This is a genomic window from Edaphobacter modestus (genome assembly GCF_004217555.1).
GTDB lineage: Bacteria > Acidobacteriota > Terriglobia > Terriglobales > Acidobacteriaceae > Edaphobacter > Edaphobacter modestus.
Map to the genome: position 1 here is coordinate 1,549,596 of NZ_SHKW01000001.1, position 26,674 is coordinate 1,576,269.

The 26,674-nt window shown below is 49.4% G+C and carries 16 protein-coding genes; 7 read left to right on the forward strand and 9 right to left on the reverse strand.

Features of this window, described 5'->3' with window-relative positions:
- Positions 1-21 precede the first annotated feature (21 nt).
- The gene (locus BDD14_RS06535; RefSeq protein WP_242618229.1) at positions 22-6,531 is read right to left on the reverse strand and encodes a DUF4082 domain-containing protein; all 6,510 of its coding nucleotides are present in this window, start codon (positions 6,529-6,531) and stop codon (positions 22-24) included.
- A gap of 930 nt (positions 6,532-7,461) precedes the next feature.
- Between BDD14_RS06535 and BDD14_RS06540 the strand changes: the two genes are divergently transcribed.
- From BDD14_RS06540 to BDD14_RS06570, 7 genes are all read left to right on the forward strand, one after another.
- Positions 7,462-8,742, forward strand: a complete 1,281-nt coding sequence (locus BDD14_RS06540; RefSeq protein ID WP_130418100.1) for a glycosyltransferase family 4 protein — start codon at positions 7,462-7,464, stop codon at positions 8,740-8,742.
- Between the two features lie 6 nt (positions 8,743-8,748).
- Entirely contained in the window at positions 8,749-9,615 is an 867-nt protein-coding gene (locus BDD14_RS06545; RefSeq protein ID WP_130418101.1) for a glycosyltransferase family 2 protein, read from the forward strand.
- Between the two features lie 94 nt (positions 9,616-9,709).
- A complete protein-coding gene (locus BDD14_RS06550; protein ID WP_130418102.1) occupies positions 9,710-10,750 on the forward strand; it encodes a GNAT family N-acetyltransferase in 1,041 nt (346 codons plus the stop codon).
- 20 nt (positions 10,751-10,770) lie between these two features.
- Positions 10,771-12,111, forward strand: a complete 1,341-nt coding sequence (locus tag BDD14_RS06555) for a polysaccharide deacetylase family protein (protein ID WP_130418103.1) — start codon at positions 10,771-10,773, stop codon at positions 12,109-12,111.
- 177 nt (positions 12,112-12,288) lie between these two features.
- A complete protein-coding gene (locus BDD14_RS06560; protein ID WP_130418104.1) occupies positions 12,289-13,758 on the forward strand; it encodes a hypothetical protein in 1,470 nt (489 codons plus the stop codon).
- Between the two features lie 220 nt (positions 13,759-13,978).
- A complete protein-coding gene (locus tag BDD14_RS06565) occupies positions 13,979-15,085 on the forward strand; it encodes a glycosyltransferase family 2 protein (protein WP_242617779.1) in 1,107 nt (368 codons plus the stop codon).
- Complete coding sequence (locus BDD14_RS06570; protein WP_130418105.1) at positions 15,082-16,317, forward strand: glycosyltransferase family 1 protein; 1,236 nt, start codon at positions 15,082-15,084, stop codon at positions 16,315-16,317. Before BDD14_RS06565 ends, BDD14_RS06570 begins: the two co-directional genes overlap by 4 nt.
- Before the next feature lie 14 nt (positions 16,318-16,331).
- Here BDD14_RS06570 and BDD14_RS06575 read toward each other — a convergent pair whose 3' ends face one another.
- From BDD14_RS06575 to BDD14_RS06610, 8 genes are all read right to left on the reverse strand, one after another.
- Entirely contained in the window at positions 16,332-17,804 is a 1,473-nt protein-coding gene (locus BDD14_RS06575) for an O-antigen ligase family protein (protein WP_130418106.1), read from the reverse strand.
- 40 nt (positions 17,805-17,844) lie between these two features.
- Positions 17,845-18,828: a glycosyltransferase family 2 protein gene (locus BDD14_RS06580; RefSeq protein ID WP_165419947.1), complete on the reverse strand. Its 984-nt coding sequence runs from the start codon at positions 18,826-18,828 to the stop codon at positions 17,845-17,847.
- A 35-nt stretch (positions 18,829-18,863) separates the two neighbouring features.
- Positions 18,864-20,459: an O-antigen translocase gene (locus BDD14_RS06585; protein ID WP_130418108.1), complete on the reverse strand. Its 1,596-nt coding sequence runs from the start codon at positions 20,457-20,459 to the stop codon at positions 18,864-18,866.
- A 36-nt stretch (positions 20,460-20,495) separates the two neighbouring features.
- Entirely contained in the window at positions 20,496-21,650 is a 1,155-nt protein-coding gene (locus BDD14_RS06590) for a sugar transferase (protein WP_207231695.1), read from the reverse strand.
- Between the two features lie 616 nt (positions 21,651-22,266).
- Entirely contained in the window at positions 22,267-23,112 is an 846-nt protein-coding gene (locus tag BDD14_RS06595) for a nucleotide-binding protein (RefSeq protein ID WP_130418109.1), read from the reverse strand.
- Positions 23,043-24,581: a GumC family protein gene (locus tag BDD14_RS06600; protein WP_130418110.1), complete on the reverse strand. Its 1,539-nt coding sequence runs from the start codon at positions 24,579-24,581 to the stop codon at positions 23,043-23,045. The genes BDD14_RS06595 and BDD14_RS06600 overlap by 70 nt, the downstream gene beginning before the upstream one ends.
- A 6-nt stretch (positions 24,582-24,587) precedes the next feature.
- Positions 24,588-25,862: a hypothetical protein gene (locus BDD14_RS06605; protein ID WP_130418111.1), complete on the reverse strand. Its 1,275-nt coding sequence runs from the start codon at positions 25,860-25,862 to the stop codon at positions 24,588-24,590.
- A gap of 74 nt (positions 25,863-25,936) precedes the next feature.
- Positions 25,937-26,584 carry a polysaccharide biosynthesis/export family protein gene (locus tag BDD14_RS06610; protein ID WP_130418112.1) on the reverse strand — a complete coding sequence of 216 codons (648 nt, stop codon included), beginning with the start codon at positions 26,582-26,584 and terminating at the stop codon, positions 25,937-25,939.
- Positions 26,585-26,674 lie beyond the last annotated feature (90 nt).

Consider the following 26,674-nt stretch of genomic DNA (forward strand, 5'->3'; position numbering starts at 1 on the left):
CTTCGTAGAACCAGCTCCGTCCTAAAACGAAGTAAAGTTCAGGCCAGTGACATCCGAGGTACCCACAGTAGCTGAACGGCTGGATGGAATGAAGATATGTCCCGATCTGCTTGGCGTAACCGTATAGGAACCGCTGACCAGACCTGAGATGGTATAGGCACCGGATGAACTTGCCGTAACGGTCGCTGTCCCGGCTCCAGTCAGTTTTACTGTCGCCCCTGCTCCACCGCCTCCGCTTATCGTGCCGCTGATGCTGTACGTTTTGGTGGATGAAAAATTCGCGGTTGTATTAGCCCCATTCACTGTGACGGATCGGGTAGCAGGTGTAAACACGTATCCGGCTTTAGTTGGTGTGACCGTATAGGAACCGTTGGCAACTCCGGTAAAGGTATAGACCCCGGAAGCATTTGCCGTAACGGTGGCCGTTGTAGTTCCAGTCAGCTTTACAGTTGCGCTAACCCCACCTGCTCCACTAATAGTGCCGCTAATCGTATAGGTCTGAGCAGCGGAACTGAAATTCGCAGTAGCATTAGCTCCACTCACCGCTACGGGTTGGCTGGCCGGTGAGAAGACATAGCCGGTTTTGGTTGGTGTAACGGTGTACGAACCGTTGGCAAGTCCCGCAAGGGTATAAACACCGGAAGAATTTGCCGTGACGGTGGCCGTCGTTGCTCCAGTCAGCTTTACAGTTGCACTGGCACCACCTCCTCCGCTAATAGTGCCGCTAATCGTATAGGTCTGAGCAGTAGAATTGAAATTCGCAGTGGCATTAGCTCCACTCACCGCTACGGGTTGGCTGGCCGGTGAGAAGACATAGCCGGTTTTGGTTGGTGTAACGGTGTACGAACCGTTGGCAAGTCCCGCAAGGGTATAAACACCGGACGAATTTGCCGTAACCGTAGCCGTAGCGGTCCCACTTAGCGCCACCAGAGCATTTGGCCCTCCGGGACCACTCACAGTACCGCTAACTGCATAGGTCTGCTGGCTTGTAAAGGTTAAGCCCAGAGCATGCGCGTTATTAATTGTAATTGTTTGACTCGCGGGGCTATAGCCATAACCGTTAGCGGTGTTTGGAGTTATGGTGTAGGTCCCATTCGCTAGACCAGAGAAGCTGAAGTTGCCCGAAGAATCAGCAGTGATGGTAGCCGTTTTAGCTCCACTGAGGTTTAGAGTAGCACTAACTCCACCACCTCCGGTAATGCTTCCGGTGGCACTATAGGTCGCAGTTGGAAGGTATATAACATCAACCCAATAATTTGCTGCGTTGAAGGTAGACGTCGGAAAAACACTGGTCGAAGTGTAGATATAGATACCGTTCGAACCAGCAACGCCATTCTGCAGCGCGTGCAAAGGTGGAACATCGACACCTCCGGTAGCGAAGAACTGTGAATCTCCTGAATAGTGTCCAACCGGAGCAAAATACGACCCTACGTAAGGAGTATTTGCCACCACGGGAACAGGACTGCTGAACATCACCTGCTGCCAACCCGACGCGGTTTCATTGCTGAAATCAGCTGTACCGAGCAAAGCTCCGGAATTTGACCAGAGATTGCCTTTGTGTGTCCCGGTATTAGCCGATCCCTTGTAGAACCGGATTCCTGCGATGTATCCGTCCGAATCCGCTCGGAAGACGACTCCGGCTTCGGTCGAATGGGTATCCCCTGGATCTACCGTTACAGGTGTAGCTGAAGGTTGCCAGATCGTGTTGCATGGGCAGTTTGCCGGCACCACAAAATTAGCGTTGGTGACATTTGCTCCAAAGACTGTAGCCGCCAAACTTGCGGGGTTGAAAACCATGCCTACACGTGATGGGGTTACAGTATACGAACCGTTGGTGAGACCTGGAAAGCTGAAATTTCCAGAACTATCCGCAGTAGTCGTTACGTTAGCTGCTCCCGCGAGAGTTACGATGGCTCCGGCTCCGCCTGTAATCACACCGCTGATCGAATACGCTAAGCTTGATCCGGTAAAGTTTACCGAGGAGACATTTGCTCCACTTACGGTAACGTTCTGGCTTGAGGGGTTGATTACATATCCTACGGCTCCTGGAGTAACCGTATAAGATCCGTTAAGCAGGCCGGTAAAGGTGTAGTTTCCTAAGCTATCGGTCGTCGTTATCGCATTCGAGGCTCCCGAAAGCACTACAGGGTCACCTGATACTCCACTAATTGTTCCCGAAATCGAATAAGTAAGCTGTGAAGCAGTAAAGTTGATACCAAAAACGTGTCCCCCGCTGATCGTTACATTCTGGCTGAAGGGGCCAAACGTTACTCCACTCGCGCCAGTTGGGGTGACGGTATATGTCCCGTTAGCGAGCCCGTTGAAGCGATAGTTACCCGCAGCATCAGCAACAGTACTAGACGTACCGCTCGGACCACTAAGCGTAACGGACGTCCCTGCTGCCCCTGGACCTGATACTATCCCGCTTATCGAAAACGCCGTCGCTCGAGCATAGACTACATCGACCCAATAGTTGGTGGCGTTATAGTCTTGGGTCGGATATGTGCTCGTCGGAGAATAGGAAAATAGCCCGTTGGGCTCACTTGCAGTATTGACCAAAGCATGGAGTGGAGGACTGTCTACACCTGCGCTTGCAAAAAGGAGGTTGGTAGCGGAATAGTGTCCTTGTGGACTGAAATAGGATGCAACATAAGGAGTATTTGCGGAAACAGGCACTGGATTGGCAAACATGACCTGCTGCCATCCGGTCCCGCTTTCGGCAGTGAATCCACCAGTGGCAAGTAAACTCCCCGAAGCAGCCGACCAGAGATTTCCAATATGGCTGCCCGTATTCGCTGCAGCCTTATAAAAGCGGACGCCGAGAATGTAGCCGTCATAGTCGGCCTGGAATCTCACCCCCGTCTCGACCGAAGATCCATCTCCTGAGTCAATAACGGCCGGCAAAGCAGAGGGCTGCCAAATCGTGCCACACGGGCAGAGACTCGATCCGACAAAGTTCAATCCGGTTATATCGGCGCTGCTGACAAGAACATTTTGAACTGCGGGGATAAACGCGGCATTCGTATTGCTCGGCCTTACCGAATACGAACCCGCGGTGACACCGTTGAATAGGTACTTTCCTGAAGAATCTGCTGTTGTGGTAATGGTTCCAGAGTCGTTAGTCAGTGTAACGGTTGCTCCCGCTCCTCCCGGACCAGTCACGATTCCACTCACGGCATGCGATTGATCAGCCACAAAAAGAACATCGACCCAATAATTGCTCGAAGCGTAGCTGTTTGTTGGGAAGCCGCCACTAGAAGAATAAAGATAGATCCCATTTGATGAGTTCGTGGTGCTCGCCAAAGCCTGCAGTGGTGGGGTGTTCACTCCGTTGCTTGCAAAATAATTTGTATCTGCTGAGTAGTGTCCATTTGGTGCAAAATATGAAGCGACGTATGTAACGTTTGGTGTCACCGAGATCGGCGTCGAAAATATGATCTGCTGCCATCCAGATGCAGTCTCTCCTGTGAATGTCGCACTCGCAAGCTGAGTTCCAGTGCTAGACCAGAGATGCCCGACGTGGGTACCGGTGTTTGCGCTTGCCTTATAAAAGCGCAAACCGTAGATTACGCCCGGCAGTGTGCTGACAAATTTGACACCAACTTCGACAGGAGTGGCGTCATTGCTATCCACTATCGCTGGGGTGGCGGAAGCTGGCCAAATAGAGATGCAGTTGCACGTTTGGGCCTGGAAATTTACACCTGCAGCACCAGCTCCTGAGAGGACGACGGAGCGCACCCCAGGAGTGAATATAATTCCTACTGCCGAGGGTTCAACACTATAGCTGCCACCGGGAAGACCGGTAAAAGAATAGTTCCCGGATGAATCCGCTGTACTTGTCGCGGTTGCAGCTCCGCCTAAATTTACTGTCGCGCCAGATCCTCCGGGCCCTGTGATCGTACCGGAGATTGTCTGTGGATTGGTTACAGTGGCAGTGAAGTTTGCGCCTGACACTGATGTGTTATTGATCGTTACTGGAAGGTTCCCCGGGCTGAAGGTTACGCCCGGCTTGCTAGGAGTTATCGAATACGCTCCATTCACCAGCCCGTTAAGACTATAGTTACCCGACGTATCCGCCGTAGTGGAAGCTGTCGCCGCCCCCGTCAAAGCCACTGTCGCTCCCGCACCACTGGCTCCGCTAATCGCTCCGGAGATATTGTAGGTGTTGGAGGAGGTAAAAACCACGTCTACCCAGTAATTGCCCGACTGGGAACTCGAGGTTGGGAATCCACCGGTCGCGCCATACGTATAAACACCATTCAAACCATCTACACCATCCGCTAGTGCGTGAAGAGGGGGGTTGTTCACTCCTGATTGGGCAAAAAAGCCGGAATTTACGGAATAGTGGCCAGACGGTGCCAAATAAGAGACAACATAGGTGGTATTGGCCGTAACAGGTATAGGGCTTGAGAAATTAACTTGCTGCCAACCAGAACTGCTTTCCCCTGCAAAGGTCGCGGTTCCGAGTAGCGCGCCTGAACTGGACCAGATATGCCCTACATGTGTGCCTGTATTTGTTGTTGCTTTATAAAAACGAACACCCAAAACCGAGCCGTTCGAATCTGCTCGGAACTTCAACCCTACTTCGACCGCGTTGCCGTCACCACTATCAATGGTTTGGGGTGTAACGGAGGAAGTCCAGATACGGCAAGGACATACTTGCGGCAAAACATTGAGATTAATGCCGTGGGCCGTCTCCAGGTTCGCGCTGTCATCCACTGCTCGGCTCATCAAAGTGGCGGGGCCCGTTGCCGACGGTATCCAGACATAACTCCAACTTGAACGCCCGGTCGCCGGATGCCAAGTGGCTCCACCATCCCCGGAAACCTCGACTGCGCCAACTGCACCCCCGCCAGCATCAATCGCATTTCCCGTAACGGTGACCGCAGTTCCGGTATTGATGCTCATATTCTCTGTGGGATAAGTGATCGCCGAAGCTGGAGGAGCCGAGTCGGTAGATGCGGTCGCAGGCATAACGCCTGCCTGCAACGTCGCCGGCTGTACTCCCATGTCTGCGAGCAGATTCACAGTTGCTTGCTGTGCGTTTCTATCCGTCTGTGCATCGAATTGAAACGGATTATCGTGATTACTGTTCAATGCCCAGGACCATTGGATAGTCCCTGCATTGAAAACCAGCGCTCCACTGGGGGCGCGGTACAGCGTCATATGATGAGTTGCAGTTCCGGCACCGTATGTCGCACCTGCATCCAATAGGTAATCCGATGTCAATGTATGCGTAGTTGTAGATAGATGAAACACTCCAGCAGGACGAAATCCATTATCTACGTCCTCATCCCACTCAAAGCCAAGCGTCCCCAGCGGAAGAGTGTATGTTTGATTCGCCGAGAGGCCGGCAACCGCCGAATTCCGCCAGAACCGCATCTTTCCATCTGCGGCAGGAACCTGAATTTGCAAACTACCATCGTTATCAGGGCTCGTACCATTGACCATAAACAAGCTGCCCATCAGACTATTCTCTGGCAAACCACCATCCGCTGGCGGACTCAGACTCGAATCCCTCCAGGTACCGGTCCATGTTGGGGATGGATCGATCTTTGCAAACGCCAAAGTCTCTTTGTAGCAGACGAGTGTTCGGTTTGGTGTATTCGAGCCATCTATACTATTTTCCAAACGGGTCTTCCAAAACATCTGGTTGCCGCCGATGAAGGCAAGATTTACGCCGGCATCGCGAGCGGCTTGCACATTAGCCCGATGGGGTCCTGACCAATATTCATCATGGCCCGCATCCATATAAACTTTATGGTTTTTAATCAGCGTTCCATATCGAGCTGCATCAACCCCTGTGAAATAGGTGACGTCGTAGCCGTTCTGTTCTAACCACTGAATCATCGCGAATTCAGCACCAAAGACAAACGTGACATTTTCCTGGTTAAAATTCCTGGTATAAAATGGGCGGTTATAACTCACCTTGAGCGAGCGCCCTGCAAGGTCCCAGACCGGAGTATCCTGGCTGTAGACGCTCCCTAGGCCATAGTAGTTATAGGCTTGCCATGTTTCATCGGCGGTCTGGAACAAAATGGGTGAATTACTTGAGTCGTTGCGAACAATAAAGACGATATGACTATCCCCACCCGTATCCCGACGGATTAAGTGAGCAAAATAGACGCCCGATGTAGCAGTTGCCGGGACCGGCCAAGACGCAGATACGGCCCAGTTCCCACAATCCATCAAACCGACGGTCGTATCTGTCCTGCATGCCGGTTGGGTCTGAGGTAAGGTTGCAGACGGGGTGATGCTCGTAACCTTATGCGCCCCCATTCCGCCGTAATAACCCATACGATAGATGTCGATTGTGTACGATGGCGCCGGCGTGTCGATTTTGAAATAAATGGTGCTGCCACGGTTTACACTGATGTCGGTGGCAAACCCCTGAATCGAGTGATCTCCCTCGAAACCATTTTTTACATCCCATTCCGAATCTGAGCTTCCAGGCAAGCAATTTTCCGCGACAATGGCATTCGCCGGATTGTTGCATTGACCCTTCATCTGACCCGAAACCGCAAGAAACACAAGCAAGATCATCCCGAACGAACATTTAGGAGCTACAAGGGATCGAAACGCTAGCGGAAGAGAGAGGCGACTTGTCGGCTCGGTTTTGATGGCGCACACTCCGATTGTGACTTGAACGGAGTAGATGCATCTATAAGTCCAAACTAGTAATACCTTCGGCTGTTACTTCTGCGACATGGCTAAGAGCGGGTCAGACACTCAACCTACCCCTTTGTTAATTCCCCGAAAGCGGTCGCTCGTACACTTACTGAAACCTAAATTGGCATATCGGAGAACAATACGCACGCGGAATCTTTAGTACCTATCTGTCATTGATTCTTGAAGATGCCTTGCACCTTCCGGATAATGCAGTGCCGCTCCGCAGGGTCAAGCGTCAATCAAAATGAGTATTCGTATGACTCGCAAAAAAGCCATTCACCCCATCCCCTTGAACCTCCGCTGAATAAATAACCGTCCTTCTGAAGTTAATCGGAAGTCCCCGAAATCGATTTTGTAACCAACAAATTGTAAAAAGTATGCAAGACAGTTGCTCGTCAGGTCTCGAGCTTTCGAAATCCGGCTCTGCTGAACAAATCTTTTGGATGAACGTGCGGGATCAGAGCGGTAAAGGCGAAAACAAACCGGAAACGGTAATTGTCGAAAGCGTGCAAGGTATTGCACATAGTGACAAACGTCCGAACCGGGATCCTCCACTTCCTTTAATGGCAGAGCCTCAATTCCAGTGCTGTCTATGTAATCGCATGAATTTACTCACATTTCAGGCTTGGAACAATAATTGCAAGCTTGATGATCGAGGAATCCGGCACCTTGTCACTTTAAGGCATTGCCGGCGTTGATCTTATACATCTCGAAGTGACTGTACGTGAGTCATGACGCCGAAGCCCTGCCTAAATACTCCATCCTCTACTTTGGGGATGGATCGAGGAAAACATGTCATCCATACCGTCAAGTAAGCTGATGAACGACCACCACACCATCAGCGCACATGTTCCATCGCTCCAGAGACAGAAGCTACGAATCTGCATGCTCGCTTATGCCTTCTACGAAACGGACACACGAATCCTCCAGTATGCTGCATCCCTCGCGGAGCGGGGAGATATTGTTGATGTGATTGCCCTTAAGCGGGACCCTGGATTGCCGGATTTTGAACAGCTCGACGGTGTAAATCTGTATAGAATTCAGGATCGCATTTTGAACGAAAAGGGCATTCTCAGCTATGTCAGCCGCATTACGCGCTTCGCTCTCCGGTCAGCACTGTTTCTTTTTCGAAAATACAATGAACATCCTTACGACGTAATTCACGTCCACAATGTTCCCGACTTCCTCGTCTTCTCGGCAATCTATCCAAAGCTGAGAGGAGGATGTATTGTTCTCGACATTCACGATCTCCTACCTGAGTTCTATGCAAGTAAGTTCAACATCAGCCACAACTCCCTGCTCTTCAAGGCACTCGTATTCTCTGAGCGCTGTTCAGCCGCATTTGCGAATCACGTCATCATCGCGAATCATTTGTGGCGTCACCGTCTCGCTTCTCGTTCTTCTTCCGCAGAAAAGTGCAGTGTAGTCCGCAATCGCCCGGACCTCAGTATCTTTACGAAACAGGAGATCAATAAACGAGGTAACGATCAGAAATTCATTCTCACCTATCCAGGCTCACTAAACTGGCACCAAGGTCTTGATGTTGCCATCCGTGCTTTTGCCAGTATCTCGGATCGGATACCAGAAGCAGAGTTCCATATCTACGGGGAGGGCTCAGCCAAAACATCCCTAATCGCCATGGTGGATGAACTTGCCATGGCAGATAGAATTTTCTTCCATAACTTCTTACCTAGTCGCGATATCGCTCAAGTGATGGCAAATACCGACCTCGCTATCGAACCTAAGCGATCCAACTCGGCTTTTGGTAATGAAGCGCTAAGTACGAAGATTCTCGAATTCATGTCCCTAGGTGTACCTGTAATCGCATCCAAAACTAAGATTCACGCGTACTATTATAACGACTCGATTATTCAATACTACGATAACGACGACGAATTTCAGCTGGCGGAACAGATCTTACGCCTCAAGAACAATCCCGAGCTGCGCCGATCGTTGGCGGAGAATGCGAAACGATACCTAGAGGACAACACTTGGGACGCTCGCAAGCATGAGTATCTCCAACTCATTGACTCACTTATCAATCCAGATCTCCAGATCGCTTTGGTCCTATAACGACATATGGAACGCTACGTACTTATGACGGCCGCGCACAATGAGGCTAAGCTTATTGGTGCGACCATAGAAACTGTTCTGGCGCAGACTGCTCTCCCATCTCTATGGGTCATCGTCAGCGATCGCTCGACAGATGACACGGACAATATTGTCAAGGAGTACTGCGCAAAACATAGCTTCATGCGACTCATCCGCCTTAACAAAAATAGTGACCGGGGAACGATCGCGAAGGTCAACGCATTGATGGCCGCGTCCAATGAGATATTGAGCTGCGATCACGATTATGTGGGAAATCTCGATGCCGACGTTTCTTTTGATAACGAGTACTTCGAACGTCTCCTCAGTTGTTTCCAACTGAATCCTTCTCTTGGAATCGCCGGCGGTCTTATCTATGAAAAGCGGGGAGCATCCTTTCGTCCACGAGTGTCCAATAGCATTAGCTCAGTTGCTCATGCTGCGCAGCTGGTGCGAAGACAATGCTATTCCGAAATCGGAGGCTATATCGCGTTGGAGTATGGGGGTGAAGATTGGTACGCAGAGATACGCGCACGCAGTAAGGGATGGCATGTCAGAGCCCTTCCCGAATTGAAAGTAATGCACCACAGAGTAACGGGGGGAGCAGATTCCCTGCTGCGACACCGTTTTCGTGAAGGCAAAATGGACTTTTCTGTTGGAAGTCATCCGGCGTTTGAGTTAGTAAAGTGCGCCCGACGGTTTCCCGAACACCCCGCCTGCGTCGGGACGATCGCGCGACTAGCAGGTTTTTTTTCTTCTTACTTCAACTCCGAGCTGCCCTTAGTACCTCCCGAAATTGTCGACTTTCTCCGAAAAGAGCAGATGAATAAGGTTAGGACGTTTATCTATCGACAGTAGTATTGAGTCTTTTAACATCGGTGAATAATAAATTGTTCGAACCTTCTTGATCTTGCGTTGGTATAATCCGTTCTATTCAATAAAGGAGCATATTGTGGCGGTGTATGAGTTAGATCCATTGACCGATCCAAGATGGTCCGAGTTTGTCATTCAACATGCGGACTCGACAATATTCCATACAAAGGATTGGCTGACTAGCTTACATCACACATATGGCTACCAGCCAATTGCACTTACAACATCAAAAGGTCCGGAGCTAAATAATGCAATTGTGTTCTGCAAAATAAAAAGCTCATTGACAGGAAAACGGCTAGTTTCTCTTCCATTTTCAGATCACTGTCAACCATTGGCGGATCAAGATGCAATAAACATGATTGTTCAGCACCTTCAGTCGCATTCATATGCCAAAGGAATGAAATACGTAGAATTCAGACCATTGGAAGGTGACAAGCTGTCATGTATCGCCAGCATAACTGGTACCGAGCATTTTTGTTTCCAATCGATAAACCTTCGTAAGGATATTGCTATCCTCTACCGTGGGATGCATGAGAGTTGCATCCGGCGCAAGATCAAGCGCGCAGAGAAAGAGCAATTGTTTTATGAGGGAGGGTCCTCAGAACGCCTGCTCCGTAATTTTCGCTACCTTTTTTTACTTACCCGTCGTCGGCACCGACTGCCTCCTCCTCCTGCATCTTGGTTCAACAATCTAGCGCACTTTCTCGGCAACCGGTTGAAGATTCACATGGTTTCGAAAAACGATAAGCCTATCGCCAGTATTCTTACCCTGACCCATAGAGACACTATCGTCTACAAATATGGCTGCTCCGATTCTTCGTTCAGTAATCTGGGTGGCACTCCTTATCTTTTCTGGAAGGTCATCCAACAAGCGAAAGAGACAGGTTTGACTGAATTTGATTTGGGTCGTTCAGATTACGAAGACGACGGACTCATTGCCTTCAAAGAACATCTGGGTGCCATAGCAAAAAACATTACATATTTCCGAGGTTCGCCTCTCAAGAACGAAAGCTCGTTCTCAAAAACCGGTGTCGCATCATTGATGCGCTATACGCTTTCACGATTACCAGACCCGCTCTTAGCTGGCGTAGGCAATATACTTTACCGACACATGGGATAGCCCCTGAGAGCCTTCCATACATGAATCAAGCATTTGTTGATTATTTTCGCTGCCCTGAATCGCTTGTCAAGCTTGAACCCCTCTGGAACCAGGTTTCCAGCATGAAGGAGGGATATTTCAAATTTGGACCGGACGCGATCTGTTACGGCAAGTCGCCATTAGCAACCGACAGTTTGGAGGCTCAGCTCTCAGATGCCTTTGCATCCACCCAAATCGATGGAAAGATTTGCCGACTTCCGTTTAGCCCAACGGAGGTCGCCGATAACCTCAGGTTTGAACGGTACGAAAAGACAGTTGATAGCTCTTTTTGGAAGAATGTCATTCGCGAGGTGTATTACGCTTTACGCCCTGCATTTCCGGTTGCCTTTCGACGCCATCTGCAACGCATCTGGCTAAGAGATTGGAGGAAAAGGCCTTTTCCCCGCTGGCCCGTAGATCGAAGTATCGACCAGATGTTCGAAAGACTCATGCATTTGGCAATACAGTCTCAGGGAGGCATCGAAATTCCGTTCATCTGGTTCTGGCCAGAGGCACGATCAAGCTGCGCGATCATGACGCACGACGTTGAGTCTGCTACCGGCCTGGCTTTTACTTCGCAATTGATGGATATCAATGATTCCTTCTCAATCAAAAGTTCGTTTCAGCTCATTCCCGACGCCCGGTATGTTGTGACTCCAGAAATACTGGCGTCAATTAAGACAAGAGGATTCGAGGTCAACGTTCATGACCTCAAACATGATGGCCATCTTTATGATAATCATGACAGATTCAGGCAAGCCGCACTCAAAATCAATGCCTTCATTGACCAATTTGAGAGCAAAGGTTTTCGCTCCGGAGCCCTCTATCGGAATCAGGAATGGTATAGCGAATTTCGATTCTCTTACGACATGTCGGTACCAAATGTGGCGCATTTAGATCCACAACGTGGAGGCTGTTGCACCGTCATGCCCTATTTCGTTGGAGACATCCTCGAAATCCCCGTGACAATGACGCAGGACCACACTCTTTTTAATGTTTTGGAAACTTACTCTCTAGATTTGTGGCGGGAGCAGATGGATTTGATCATGAAGCAGCACGGTCTAATCTCGTTTATTGTTCACCCTGATTACATTCAGACGACCAAATCCCGAGATGCGTATCTTCAACTACTCGCTCACTTATCCGAGATCCGCAGCAATGCGGGTTTATGGATTGCACCACCCGGAGAAGTTAATACTTGGTGGAGACAGCGAGCCAAAATGCGCCTTGTAGGGAAAGGTGAGCAATGGCATATAGAGGGTGACGGCGCCGATCGCGCGAGGATCGCTTATGCAACGATCAGTAATAACAGTCTAAGTTACCGTCTAACATCGGGTTGCTAGGATTAGACTCTTGTTAGGTCATTGACATTGACGGTTTTGTATTTGTCATCATATTTATCATCCTTGGGTTCTGCCAATGGTTTAGGAATGGCTATGTCTCATCTGAGATAATTCAAAAGCAGACGGTCTCTACTTCCCGTTCCCTCTGCAAGAAGATCAGCCGCCGGAGATCAAATCATGCAAAAACGAGTCATTACGGCCTTGATAGTTTCTTGGATTGCAACTGTAATACCTAGTTTAGGTGCTTGCCATGCCGTCGGTGTAACTTCGACTGGGGATGGATCAGGATCGAACTGGTCCAATCGTATGAAAAGCCTTCCGTCAACTCTAACCCGCGGCGACGTTTATTATCTTGCTGACGGCGACTACGGGAATTACACCTTTAGCACGGCAAATTTGAATACAACACGCATTACGATAAAAAAAGCCCAGGCTTACGACTACGGAAGATCTTCGGACGGTTGTTCGAACGATATATCAGCGGGCTGGAATCAAGGCACAATGGGTGCTGGACAAGCCAACTGGGGCGAATTCTTCGGTAGCGGTAACACTCCACAGCCGGGCTATCTCACACTTGATGGAAATGGAAAATCAACGATTCCCGGTTGCGGAATATCCCCCACAACGCAGACCACCCCTTCCGATTGCGGCTTAAAAATTACTGCAAGGATCGGACAGGATAGTGACTTTGATATTGGCCGGAATAACAATGATGGGCAACATCGCTCACCATCATGGACTATCAAATATGTAGAGATCCAGGGTGGCGGTGACGCCAATAATGGTTCACAGTCCGAAGAGGCGATACGTTGCCGTGGGGCGTGCGATGACTTCTTAGTTGATCACGTCTATTTTCACGATTCTGGTTGCGACTTTTTCAAAATTCCATGGACGACTTCTTTTATTGTTCAGAACAGCTACATTAAACAAAATAAGTCTTCGTCGACATGTCACGGCCAGCTATGGTACAGCGAGGTAAATGTCTCAAATGTTGACTTCCATAGCAATGTGATTCAAGACATTCAAGGCACTGGAATTTGGGTCTGCCTAACAGGATGCCAAGCAAGCAACTTCGCAATTTACAACAATGTGATTTGGCGTCCTTCTGGAAGTACGCGTCCTGGCACTTCAAATGGGATCTTTTCTTGCATCAATCCGGGTAATAGGTGTACAAACTGGGCGTTCATAGGAAATGATGTTATCAACTACACTGCTGATTATGCCGGAGCATTAGGAACGCATTGTGATGGAAACCCCAATACATTTATCTGGCAAAACAATTTATTCTATGGGATCACTCCATCAGACAGAATAGATTTCCAACTCTGCGGCGGATCGTTGACGGAAGGTAACAACACCTACTTAAACTCCGGAACTCCCAAATCTGGTACCAACTCAACAGATATCATCATACCAACCGGAGCGCCCAATCCTTTTACTGACTGGCCAAATGTCGTCTTCACTCTGACTAGCCAGAATGCTAACTGGACAGGTGGCCAAGCGCTAACTGCTCCGTACAATGTGGATTTCATGGGGAACGCTCGTCCTGGGCCCGATGGCGTTTGGAATAGAGGAGCTTTCCAGTATTCAGGAAATACGTCGGTGCCAGCTCCACCAACCAATCTAAAAGGAGTTGTGGTCCCTTAAGCTGGTTCGAAGAATATCTTTACCCATGATAAATCGAATTCAACCGAATTGCTCTGAGCACTGGCGCTTATAATCAGAGCGCCGATGCTCAGCGTCGTTATGATTGAACTGCAGCGTGTGCGAAGAAACAAACAGGAAAGAATGGCATCAAAGTTGCAGGAAGAAATGCGTGGTGTGATGTACCGCCCTGTCCAGAACAAACTGAGTAACGGAGATAATTTTGGCGAGGTCATCAAACGTCAGAGACTTTGTGACAGAAATAGATGCGGCTGTCAAGGGTTTGCCGGCTTTACCTACTGTCGACGTGGTTATCCCTTGTTATAACTATGGCCACTTTTTAACCCCATGCGTAGAAAGTGTGCTGGCTCAACAGAACGTCAGCGTTCGCGTTCTCGTTATCGACGACGCATCCCCAGACAATACCCCAGACGTTGGACAAAAACTCGCAAGTCGCCATCATACCGTAGAGTTCCGGCGGCATGATGTCAACAAAGGACATATTGCAACCTACAACGAAGGGCTGCTCGGATGGTCAACTGCGGACTATGTTGTCCTACTTTCAGCCGACGACATGTTGGCGCCTGGCGCCTTAGAACGGGCGATTCGTATCATGCAGGCGGACAAGTCCGTGGGGATGGTGTACGGACGTACGCTTCACTTCCAGCACCAACACGAACTCCCTGAATCGATCGAAACTGCTACCGGCTTCGATCGATTCCTGGGAGCTACTTGGATCGAGAAACGTTTACACGCTGGCTACAATGTCATCACCTCACCAGAGGTGGTCGTAAGAGGCAGGATTCAAAAACTGGTCGGTGGATACCGACCAGAACTGCCACATAGCGGCGATCTGGAGATGTGGATGCGAATTGCTGCCGTATCGAACATCGCATACGTGCGTAATGTACAAGCTTATTATCGCGTACATTCCTCAAGTATGCAGCGCACGAAGTACAAAAGTAGCTTGGTGGATCTAGTCCATCGCAAGGCTGCCTTCGATCTATTTTTCGAACATCATCCATCATTTGCTAGCAATCCCAATCGGCACCAAACCGTGAATCGCGCACTGGCACGTGAAGCATTGTGGGATGCGTGCCGAGCCTATGATCACAACCACATAGAGTCTGCTCGTACCGAGGAGCTTGTCCAATTCGCTATAGACACTTGTTCTGATGCTCAATTGTTGCCCGAGTACGCTGCACTCAAAAGGCGTCGACGTCTCGGAGCCACTTTTTGCAATCGCACCCAGATCTTTATCATCCCAGCTTCAATTCGATGGCTAAACCGTAGACTAAAGAAAAAGCGCATGCTGCAACATGGAATATGAATCTCCAACAAGTTTCCAATCAATTTGGCCGGCGGTACCGGCAACTCCGAAAGTTTCTCTCCAGGAAAGAGGCGCGCACGATCCTCGATCTTATACGGACGACCGCCGCAGAGCATATTAGGCCAAAGAATGTTCCCCTACCGGTTGGGCGCGATCAGGTATTGGCTGCAGATTTATCTCATCCTGTTCAGTTTTTAATCCCCGATATCTTGCCTGGAAAGCCATTACACCTCAATTGGGTTATGGTTCCACCCGGCCCGGGCTCCGGCGGACATACAACGATCTTTCGCATCATTCGTTATCTTGAGGCTCATGGCTACATAAACCGGGTTTATTTTTACAACGTATATGAAGCAGATCATCAATACTACGAATCGATCATCCGCAACTTCTATGATTTTCACGGATACGTGGGGAAAATGGAACGAGAGATGGAAGATGCGCATGCGGTTATCGCCACGGCCTGGGCTACTGCCTATCCTGTTTTTAACTCTCGGTGCCGGGGAAAACGCTTTTACTTTGTGCAGGATTATGAGCCATACTTTCATTCTGTTGGCGCGATCAGCCTCATGGCCGAAAATACGTACCGTATGGGTTTCCACGCGATTACAGCTGGAAAATGGCTCGCGCAAAAGCTGAATGCTGAATTCGGAATGTCGGCTGACTCCTTCGATTTCGGTTGCGATACATCCACATATTGCCGCTCTGGGAATTCAATCCGCTCAGGCCTTGTATTTTACGCACGACCTGAAGCAACGCGTCGTGGCTTTGAGCTGGGACTTCTGGCAATGGAGATCTTCGCCGCTCGCCGGCCTGATATTGACCTACACTTCTACGGTGACAAGATGGGGAAACTACCGTTCCGCTTCATCGATCACGGACACATCTCACCTGCCAAGCTTAACGAAATTTATAACCAGTGTTATGCAGGCTTGTCCTTGTCACTTACAAATGTGTCGCTTGTTCCTCACGAGATGTTAGCAGCTGGCTGCATACCCGTTGTCAACGATGCTGTCCAAAATCGAATTGTTCTTGATAATTCTTTTGTGCGATATGCGTCTCCCTATCCCCGAGCCTTGGCAGACGAATTGGAAGCGCTCGTCACGAATCAGGCCTTCGATTCCCTCTCTCAGGCCGCGGCGGCGAGTGTTCACGGTACAACATGGGATCACGCGGGCAAAACGGTAGATTCAATTTTTAGGCATTCGCTTGCCAACCATAAAGCTTCCTGACGTGGACGTGCGTGTCAATGGCTAGTCAATAAAGCAGTCTGGGTTAGCTGATCATCTGCCAGGCCTTCAGGACCATGAGCCAGATGCGGATGGCAGTCGAACCCTTGCCCACTTCCGTTCTGTTTTCTGCTCTCCTTTATGGCCCTCCGTCTCCTTCGCGCAATCGCCGGAAGGCTTATAGACATGGAAATCAGAATCCAGTTCATATAGCCCTGCTGTCCCCAGCTGTAGGCCGCAACACTCAGCATAAGAAAATAAAATCCCGCAATTGATATAAAGAGCACACCGCTAAGCGTGCTTTCTGGTTTAGGCAACTTCCAATAATTCCTGAAGGCAAGTATGAGAGGCCAAAACAGCAATATTCCTATAAGAATGAGCCCAACATAGCCGGTCTCATAGAGAAATGCTGCCCAGTTGTTGTCGCAGGTATACCATCGCTTCGTCACACCTAAGAAGTTAACCTCGAGCCCTAGCACACGAAATGTGCCCAACCCGTATCCTAAGAGCAAGCGTCCAGGCTCTTTTTGAACCGCACTCACAATGGAGTCTGCTAAAGCATGACGATAAAGGTAGGATGTGCCCACGGGTTGGTTCGGATCAGTGCTCGCTTGATATAAAGCGTCGATGGATTGCCACACTCCGGGTCGCGCAAGTAAAACCACAAGAGCCATAACAGCAGCTGTGATCAGGTACTTTCTTATTTCCTTTTTGACCATCAAAAACAGAAGAAAGGAACAGATGATAGTGGCAAGCCAAGGTCCTCTGCTTTGGGTCTTGTAGATCGCCCAGAACATGAGCATTAGGCTTACCCACAAAAACAACCGGCGATTGCCCTTAGCCCAGTATCCCAGCAGATATAAACTCAAGATGATGCTGATAGCAAGAGCATCGCCGAACAGAATGGGGTGGGGAAACGTTGATCTAACTCTCAGTCCCCTGCCCAGTTCGGAGTACAACGGGTCTAGACCGCCGTTATAGGTGATCCAATTACTCGTTGGAAATATTCTCAAAATGCTCCATGATGCATAAACCTCAAAAAGCGACAATATACAACAAATGCCTATTGCCATAGCCATCGCGTAAAGCATTTTATGAATCGTCTCTATATTTGTGATTGTCCGGACGAGCAAATAATACATTAGATAAAACTCAATAAGTTGCGCTAGTAATTGCTTAATGCTGGTTGCAAAAGACAAGGAATATACTGTGGAACACAATGCCCACGCAACATGCATATACATCAACTTTATTAGTGGCAACTTCTCTCGGGGAGATTTTTTTCTCTTGACTAAAAACAGCCCCAACAATGTGAGCAGAGACACCCTCATAATATTGAGATCAAAGAGGCCCGGAATAACAAGCTTCGCCTCCAGAGGCATAAGCGTCAAGATGAAGCAAAAGAGGGGTAGGGCATTCTCAAGCCGCCGCTTCCCGGAGACAATCAAAGCGACCACTATTACCGATTGGAGGAAGACGATAATGAGCATCTGCTAGATTTGCCTCTCCGCTCGACAAGAGCTAACTGTTTTACCATCGACTTATGTTAAGAGACCAGCAAAGAATTGCGGACCACTTACTAGTTCTATTGAACCAGAATTTGTAGCCCTTGACGCAAACCGTCAATGGGAAGGCCCCAATGATCAAAGCCATTCTGCAGATTGAGACAACGGCAGTGCTCGCTCTATACATCAAGGAATATGTCCGGCCGCGGTGTAACTGGAAAAACTTAGTGAGTGATTCACGCTGCATCACGGAACTAAAATTGCTTTCCGAATGGGAGGAACTGCCCCCGCCATGATGCACGATTACAGCTTCCGGGACGTAGTAGATCTTGGTCCCTGTTTGAGTAATTTTGGCGCAGAGATCCATGTCTTCTGAGTACATAAAATAGTCGGATGTAAAACAACCGATCCGTTCTAAGAGGTCTCGTTTGGCCATCATGCACGCACCAGAGATAGCCTCTACAGCGGTCACATCCTGTTTCTTCATGTACAGCGGACGCATACCCCAGAGATTCCAATTAGGAAAGCGCCGGCGAAGATAATTGGACGCCAGGGCTTGATTGAGTATTGAGGGGAGAGCGGTAATGCAGGTAGTTTGCAATGTCCTGTCAGAGTTTAATAATTTAGCTCCAACCATACCTGCATCGGGAATCGATTTAAGTGCATCCAGAAGTATTTGAATCGCAGATCCCTGTATTTCAGTATCTGGATTAAGAAACAACATGTTCTGCCCCCGGCTCTGACCGTAAGCTAGATTATTGGCTCGTGCAAAACCCAGGTTTTCAGCACTCTGAATGAACATAACATCAGGAAATTTGTTCTCGAGCATCTCCCTACAGCCATCATATGAAGCATTATCTATAACGATAATTTCATAACGTGCGAACTTGACGTTTGTCCGAATACTCGTGAGGCACTGTTCAATAAATTGCTTTGAATTCCAGTTCACAATCACGATAGAAAGATCAAGAGAATGCATAGCCGATTTACCTTGCTGGAAATTGAGCACGAGTAAAGAACTCGTATCTCCAAAAGCTGCTTATATTAGCTTTCACTTTTTTTTGCTCCTGGCATGACGGAGCTAATAAGGTCTGTAATGCGACGAAGAAAGGGGTGAATCTTGTCCAATGACACTAGGTTCATCAATGCCCGAATAGAATAGATGCTGCTAAGAATCACCGCTGTAGAGCCTATGCACAGCGCTGGAATGAAGGGCAACCAATAAAAGCAGCCGAAAACGATAGATATCAGAGGGAGATAAAGTAATAGGATGCGTCTGTTTTCGGTTGACCAGCCGAAACCAGTAAGACGACGAACCACGATATACATCATGACGCCGTGAAATATATATGATCCGAAAAAGGCAATCCCCGCGCCCGTCAATCCGAAGGTACTCACGCACATCCATGCGAGAATCAAGCTGATTCCAGCCCATGCCGTTTCGCACAAGAAAAATAGTTTTTGCTTGGCCTTTGCTATGACAATGAATCCGATCGGCCAGGTTATGACTTGCAGAACCGTTCCAAGGGTTAGCCAACGAAGAATCGAAACAGCCTCAATGAACCTAGCGCTATAAAAGATCCCAAGAACTAGCGGTGCAAACGTGAGAGTAGCCAATACTCCAGGACCCGCCAGAAGAACGCCTATCTCCGTCTGTTCGTTAACAAGTCTGTTACATTCGTTGTCGTCATTAGCGGCCGCAGTTAGTCGTGGGTAGAAGTCAGCTCCCATTGCCTGCAGGATAAATCCAACGTACAAGCCACCGAGCGTCCAAGCCGATTGGTATAAACCAGTCGCTTCAAAACCAACCTTGCGCAGAACCGTTAGACGAACGACATATGCAACCCCCATGGTCATCAGACCACTTGACATGAAGGCAAATCCCAGCTTGAGCAGAACACTTATCTCTTGCCACATAGCTGGGATATTCAAATTAAGCGATTTGATCTGTATTTTTCGGCTGTACCACCATGACGACAGCAATGTCATTGCAGCTACCGCAACGAGTGCAGGCACGACTCCTTTTTCATGGAAGAAATAGACCAATGGAATACTAAATAAAGTGGCCGAGATTGCGCCAAACGTGTTCATTCTCGCTAAGTCGGCGATTCTTCTTGTCCCCTGAATAAGGGCACTCTGGCCGACAGAAATGAGCATGAGAAATACGACAATAGAAAGAAGCGATATTTCCGAAGCGTTTTGACGACTGCCAAACGTAACCGCAGAAACCTGCGCGGAAAATACAATGAGGAAAGCGGCGCCCAGGACCCCCAGGAAGATGGAGACGAGCCGCAATACTACTGTAGTTCGCGCGACGCGCTCCTCATCTCCCGAACTCGCGGCATCTGCGATCTGACGAACCCCGCTGCTGTTCACTCCCATACCGGCTAATGTCTGGGTTATGTTCGCAACCGAGTTATAAAGACCGAATAGACCAAATCCTGCCGGGCCAAGAAGCATTGCCATGGCCTTCGTACGAACAATTCCAACTCCGATATTCAATAGCGAAGATCCTCCCACGAGTGCAGATGACTTCAGAATCTGTCCGTGAGTGCTCTTCTTCGGTATTACTTCCGTATCGTGTACTGTGGCTCCCTGTGAGGTTTCATCTATCGAATTGGAGCATGGGATAGTAGCCATAAATTTGGATCCAAGCCTAATTACGTGACAGATGAGTCAGCAGGCTCCGCGGCCAGAAAACATTGCAGAGGGAGTTTGCAGAAGAATTTTCACGTCAATCCACAAGGATCGCTCAATTGCATATTTAATATCCATGCGGACCATCTCATCGAACGTCGTACGTGATCTACCTTCAACCTGCCACAACCCTGTCAATCCAGGTTTCAATTCGAGCACCCGGCGTTTGTGCCAGGTTTGATACCGTTCAAACTCATACGGTAATGGTGGACGTGGCCCGACAAGAGACATGTCGTTCTTCAGTATGTTTACGAATTGTGGAAGCTCATCAAGGCTGCTCTTTCGGAGAAATCTACCTAAAGGTGTAATTCTGGGATCGTTGACTATCTTGTAGACTCCGTTTGATTCGTCGAGATTTCCAGCTATCAGCTTCGCGACATACTCCTGATGGATCTGCGGATCGTTCCCCGTATACATCGTGCGGAACTTATAGAAATTGAACTCTTTGCCGTAACGACCGACTCTCCTCTGGCAGAACAGTACGGGGCCGCGCGAGGTCAGCTTCACAAGTATAGCAATGATCAGAAAGAGGGGCATGAACGCAGTCAATGCGAGGAGGCTGCCAGCGATATCAAAAGCTCTCTTGAGAAGGTGCCCGGAAGAATGTTTCGACCGGTGTCGTCGTGAGAGATCGGGGTAATGAATATGGTTGTCGTTGCTGCCAGAAGATTTTTCTATTTCTTGTGGAAAGAGGCGAAACTGGAACGACAGGTTACGAAATTTCTCTGGCGAAACTGTCTGTTGGACTGCCATCGAAATTTTTTTCGTAATCGTGTTGACCGTCATAGTGCTGGCTTGACCGAGCTCTGTCATCAAGATCCCCAGTATCGTACCATGCTGATACCAGCCAAGAATATCGGTTTCACGTGTTACGCTTGATACCGCAGCAACGACATGATCAAGCAAAATGCACTCCACATTAGCATTAGCGTGAAAATTCTCATAACTTATGAGAACAAGCATGAACTGCCTACCGGAGCGCTCTGTCCTACGCCGCTCAAGCCGAAGCATGCGTACGAAGGCCGCTTCCGGTATGACGGCAACATCCAGAAGGGAATCGAAGGCGCTGTCCGGAATCTTTTCATATGAAGAATCGTTTGTCCCCGTGAAAAGAGCCGATTTATGAATAGCCATCTAGAAGTCCTTGAAGTGCGAACTGACTGAAGCACTATGTCTTGTAAACTGTGGCCGTACTTGCATAGAGAGCAGTTATATCTCGACAATGGGTTTCAACTGAACATCTACTTCCAAGGCAATTGACAAAACCATCAAAGCCAAAGGTGGATAGGCAAAATTACTTATCAAACGTCGGATAGACTACTTGTGAGTTAAGCAATTGAAATGCCAGCTGCCTTTAAACATTTTCGCTACTTCACCAATGACACTTTTGGACACTTTATGCGAACACGAAGACCGCTTTATCCCACAAGTGGTATTCCCCGACCTTGTATTACCCGTACTGGATTACAAACAGTACAAACTGGAAGAAAGTCGAGCTTTCATCTGGGCGGTGGAGAAGCATTGTCCTCTCACTCAAATGAATTATGGGCTCGGACTGGTTCGCTGTAACAGCTTGAAAAAAGTGGTTTGACGGAAAACTAACAAATGTTTGCAAACAATATGCACAAGCTCACAGCTTCGCCCTACGAAGAGAGTCTCGGCAACGATCATTCTTTGCAAAATGCAGAATGGGTCCTCGGTCTTCAATATTAAAAAGACCGCCCCCCGTCGTAGGCCCCTAGGGCAATAGTCACTTACTTTGGCCTAATCTTGGCGATTTTCCGTAGTTTCCGTAGTAGGCACTGCCATTGATCGGGCAATCATTCGCAACCACGCCCCAAAGCTTGGGTCCTATTGCTTCAATAGCAGGTGCAAGCATATCCTTCTCGGTCTTTCCATTTCGAACAACCAGAATGGCCCCATTGACGTGAGCGATCACCTCCGAGACGTCCGCCATAGGGATCACTGGAGCGAAATCCAGTACAACCCACTGAAACCTTGCGCGAAGATTAGCCATCATGGAGGCCAGTGCCTGGGAGTAGAGAAGGTGTCCGGGCGAAGTCATGCGCTCTTTGATTCCCAAGACATGAAAAGAAGTCTCGCTAACCCGGCGGATCAACTCATTAACTTCTGCCTTACCCTCGAGCACCTCCTTCACTCCGCCCTCTTCGAATATGCAGTTCAACGCTCGCGAGACACCGGGAGCTCTGAAGTCAAGATCGACAAGGCAAGCAGCGTGACCCGCTTCTGCAAAGGCCCAGGCGAGATTGACTGAGGTTAACGTCTTCCCTTCGCCCGGGTTCGGACTTGTGATCAATACGACGCCGCCGTGAGGATAAAGCGTGCATAGACGCCGTCGAAGCAGCCTGTATCGCTCAACAGCTAGTCCTGCAGGTTCTGTCAAGAATACGAGGCGTGAATTGCGGTTGGGATGTATTACAATCCGTTTCTCGGAAGAAGAAAATTGCCGGGCTGTGGTCGCGACAGGACGCGCAGTACTTGAGATGTTTAATCCAAGAATCGCACTCATAGGATTGGCCTGACCTTGAAAAGAAAAATTGCGAGTGCAGTAACCGCAATCACTAGCAAAAGACATGTCTGAGCCGCCATCAGCCTCGCTCGGCGAAGGTCCATCTGATTCGCAATGGGAGGGATCGTTCCGAGTAGAAGAACTTTAGGCGGCAGCATTTCCTTTAGTTGAGCTTCACTCTTGATTGCACCACTAAGGGCTTCTATTGCGATCGTAATGCCTATAGGAAATAGCAAGGCCGCAAGAATAGCGCCAGCGAAGAATGGGATTCTCTTCGGCTTAATCGGCTTTTCCGGAGTCTTCGCCGGATCGAGAATCGTGAATCGTTCTGCCTGCTGTTTTCGCTCTAGTTCTTCCGACATGCCTGCGGAGAGTGTTTTGTCGAGGAGAGATTGATAGTTCTGTCGCGAAACTTCGTAATTACGCGAGAGTTCTGCGAGACGCGTTTCAAGAACAGGCACGGAGTCAACCTTTCCTTGAAACGACTGTGTCTGTCGCTGTAGGTTGGCCTGCAACTCGCGATGGCGCTGCAGATCTTTTTCAATTAAGCCAAGACGTACTCTTGCATTGGAATCAACCTGCTCGACGGGGTTCGTAGCAGACTCAGGCATCGTAGCGAGACGAGCATTCACATCCTTCAGCTGCTCCGTAACCGCAATCACGTCTGGATACGTATCGGTGAACTGCCGCTTCAGATTCCAGCGCTCCGTCTCTAGCCGCCGCTTCTCCTGCAAAAGCCGATCGCGATCGGTTAGGGGAGCTTCACGAGGATCCGTAGACCTCACCTGAGTCAGCAGGATTCGTTCCTGATCGAGCCTGCTGATGGCGTCTGCATTCGATTCGCTCTCAGCCTGCAGGCGCGAGAGTGCCTGCAGATTGCCCGTCAGCGCATCGGGCGTCGCACCGGCGTGCTGCATGCGGTAAGCCTGGAGCGCACCTTCCTGTTCTTCGAGGCTTTTCTTGGCTTCTTCCAGCTCACTTGAGAGAAATTGTGTAGTTCCTAGGGCCTGTTGTTGACGAGCCTTCAGATTCCACGCAATAAAACTCGATGCCAGCTGATTCGTTATGGGAGCCACCTGGTCGCGGTCCGTGCTGTCATAGGTAATGGTGAAACTGCTCAATCCTTGCTCAGGCTCTGGACTTGGCTTGATATCGACCTTCGTCTTCGAGCGCATATAGTCAAGGACTTCTTCCCTTGAAGATTTCTTTCGCATCTCTGGATAGAGATTATTTTTCTCAATGATCTCTTGCAGGCGGCTCGCACTCAGGACCTGTTGCGCGAGGGTATTCATCCGCGCATTGGGGTCGCTCGTAATCGTCGATGAAACGTACTTCTCCGGAATCTTCTGTGGATCGACAAGAATGGTCGTCGTAGCGCGGTAGATATTAGGTAACAGAGATGTCCCTACGACTCCCACAGTCAGGATGCCGAGACCGGATGCAACCACCAGGTGGATATGCCGCCGCACTGCTGCACTGCATTGCTTGACGGTTAGCGATGATCGGGACGAATCCGCTTCCTCTTCTGAGATCATGACCCCTCAATAACTTGACTGTTGAAATACCTGACCCGCATTATGCGTCCAGGTGATCGAAAATTGTGCAAGGTTCCGCTTATAGCTAGTTTCCCCGGTGTCGGTTATATATCCCCGATAGCTGTACGACACTGCGATTCCGTGGTGCAGTCGAAAGCCATAGTTAGCTCCCCAGAATGTCCCTCGATAAGAGCTGACGGCAGTAAGGGTGTCACTGCCGACATACCCCACATCCGCTCCCAGCACTCCAATCCGGGTAACCTGGTACTGATACCCTCCGGAAGCACTACGCTGCCATAAGCCGGGCCCTAGATAAGACACCGTCGGCAGATAATCCGACAAAAGATAGAATTGCGACTTTCGCGATACCCTCGCGCTGAAAGCAGCGCTATAGGTGAATCCCAGTTGCTGACCGCTACAGGTATGCGTGCTGATCTGTGGCCCACCACTTACTGAAAGAAACGTCCTTTCTTTTGGCTGCCACCTCATCCCGCCTCCCACTCCAAAACTTTCGCAATCTAAATCCCCATAGAAATGTGAAGCCTGACCGTAACTTGTGAAGCTCAGTGCCGGCGAAAGGTCCCGGATATAACTAAGTTTCCCCCCTGCAACGCTTCCCTGCTGGTTGAAGCCGCTGATGCTGCTGAAGGAATTCGATCCGCTCAAAACGAGAGTATCTCTCTCCGACTTTCTATAGCTCAGGTCGATAGACCCCACGACGTAAGTAATGTTTCCCGCATTCGACAGATAGGACGCGGAACCTGATCCCGTTCCTGGAACCTCGCCCACAGCCACCGTCTGCTGCGACGCAAGAAGTCGTGTCCCATTCGGCCCATAGCTGCCCGACACATTCAATCCCCACTTCCATCGCTCGCTCGGATTGCCAATGAACGAAGCCGATGTGCGGTGCAGGGTCTGTCTCGTATAGAGATTGGACATATATCCCAGCATGGTCGGCTGATACTGCACTATATATTGTGTCTTCGGGGAAGCACCCCGAAATCCGATATATGGACTCACGCTATATAAGCCGGAAGATCCGCCATCCGTCGCATTGCTGGGATTACTGTCCCACCCTCCGCCAACTGTAGTGGATAGCAACACGCGCTTGCCGACATCCTCCATCGAGATCAACCCAGTTCCATTCAGGGCAGCAGCATACTGCGGCTCCTGGGAACTTACTTCGCGCGACGCCCCCGTAGTATCGTCAACATTCGATACCGTAGACTGAGGCGTATCTGCGCTGCTACTGTCCACCCGTTCGCCCGGACTCTGGGCCAACAATGCTCCAGAACATAGCCCTGCAAATACGGCAGCAGCACAACGAAGATTGCCATATCTCTTCATTCTCTTCACTATGGAACAATGACCGTATCGCCCGGCTGAAGACTGATACTCTGCTTCGGATCACCGTGAACGGCGTTGTTGTAATTGAACTTCAGTCGCTGAACATTACCGCCAACGTTACGAAGGATCACGATCTCCTTCCGATTGGCAAAAGTATTTAACCCGCCTGCCTGGGCGATCAACTGCAACACCGTGATCGGCGCTATAAGTGGATATCCTCCAGGTTTCCCGACCTGGCCTGTCAAATAGACCTGTCTGCTGCGGATATCCACCACGCTGACCGTAACCTGGGAATTTACTACATAGCTAGCGAGCTTTGACTTGAGATCTTGAGCCAGCTGATTGGCAGTCATACCCGAGACGTGGACGTCGCCCAGTAGCGGAAGAGAGATAAACCCATCCGGTCCGATAGTGGCCGTCTGCGATAAATCCGTATTCTTCCAGACATTGATGCGGATAACGTCCGCAGGTCCAAGGATCAACTGCGATGTAGCGGCTGAAGCGTTGGGAATGGAATTGATAGATGTTGGGGTATCTGCTAGAACACGCGCCGAATTTGGCTGAGCGGTCGCAACATTTTGTCCGTAACTGTTGGTTGAAGAGGCAATAAGTAAAACCGATACCCCAAGCCGTAACGTGGATTGAAATGTGTGCATCGCAGCTCCGCATACATCACAGTGCAAATAAATGGCCAAAAACCAGCCACTCAATCTATGGTGGTTTTTTGCACACTTACGCAGGACCTT

What these genes read in the sequence shown, in the direction of transcription:
- BDD14_RS06540 (WP_130418100.1), top strand. Translation starts at nt 7,462, where the DNA reads ATGTCATCCATACCGTCAAGTAAGCTGATGAACGACCACCACACCATC.
- BDD14_RS06545 (WP_130418101.1), top strand. Translation starts at nt 8,749, where the DNA reads ATGGAACGCTACGTACTTATGACGGCCGCGCACAATGAGGCTAAGCTT.
- BDD14_RS06555 (WP_130418103.1), top strand. Translation starts at nt 10,771, where the DNA reads ATGAATCAAGCATTTGTTGATTATTTTCGCTGCCCTGAATCGCTTGTC.
- BDD14_RS06560 (WP_130418104.1), top strand. Translation starts at nt 12,289, where the DNA reads ATGCAAAAACGAGTCATTACGGCCTTGATAGTTTCTTGGATTGCAACT.
- BDD14_RS06570 (WP_130418105.1), top strand. Translation starts at nt 15,082, where the DNA reads ATGAATCTCCAACAAGTTTCCAATCAATTTGGCCGGCGGTACCGGCAA.
- BDD14_RS06575 (WP_130418106.1), bottom strand. Translation starts at nt 17,804, where the DNA reads ATGCTCATTATCGTCTTCCTCCAATCGGTAATAGTGGTCGCTTTGATT.
- BDD14_RS06585 (WP_130418108.1), bottom strand. Translation starts at nt 20,459, where the DNA reads ATGGCTACTATCCCATGCTCCAATTCGATAGATGAAACCTCACAGGGA.
- BDD14_RS06590 (WP_207231695.1), bottom strand. Translation starts at nt 21,650, where the DNA reads ATGGCTATTCATAAATCGGCTCTTTTCACGGGGACAAACGATTCTTCA.
- BDD14_RS06595 (WP_130418109.1), bottom strand. Translation starts at nt 23,112, where the DNA reads ATGTCTTTTGCTAGTGATTGCGGTTACTGCACTCGCAATTTTTCTTTT.
- BDD14_RS06600 (WP_130418110.1), bottom strand. Translation starts at nt 24,581, where the DNA reads ATGATCTCAGAAGAGGAAGCGGATTCGTCCCGATCATCGCTAACCGTC.
- BDD14_RS06610 (WP_130418112.1), bottom strand. Translation starts at nt 26,584, where the DNA reads ATGCACACATTTCAATCCACGTTACGGCTTGGGGTATCGGTTTTACTT.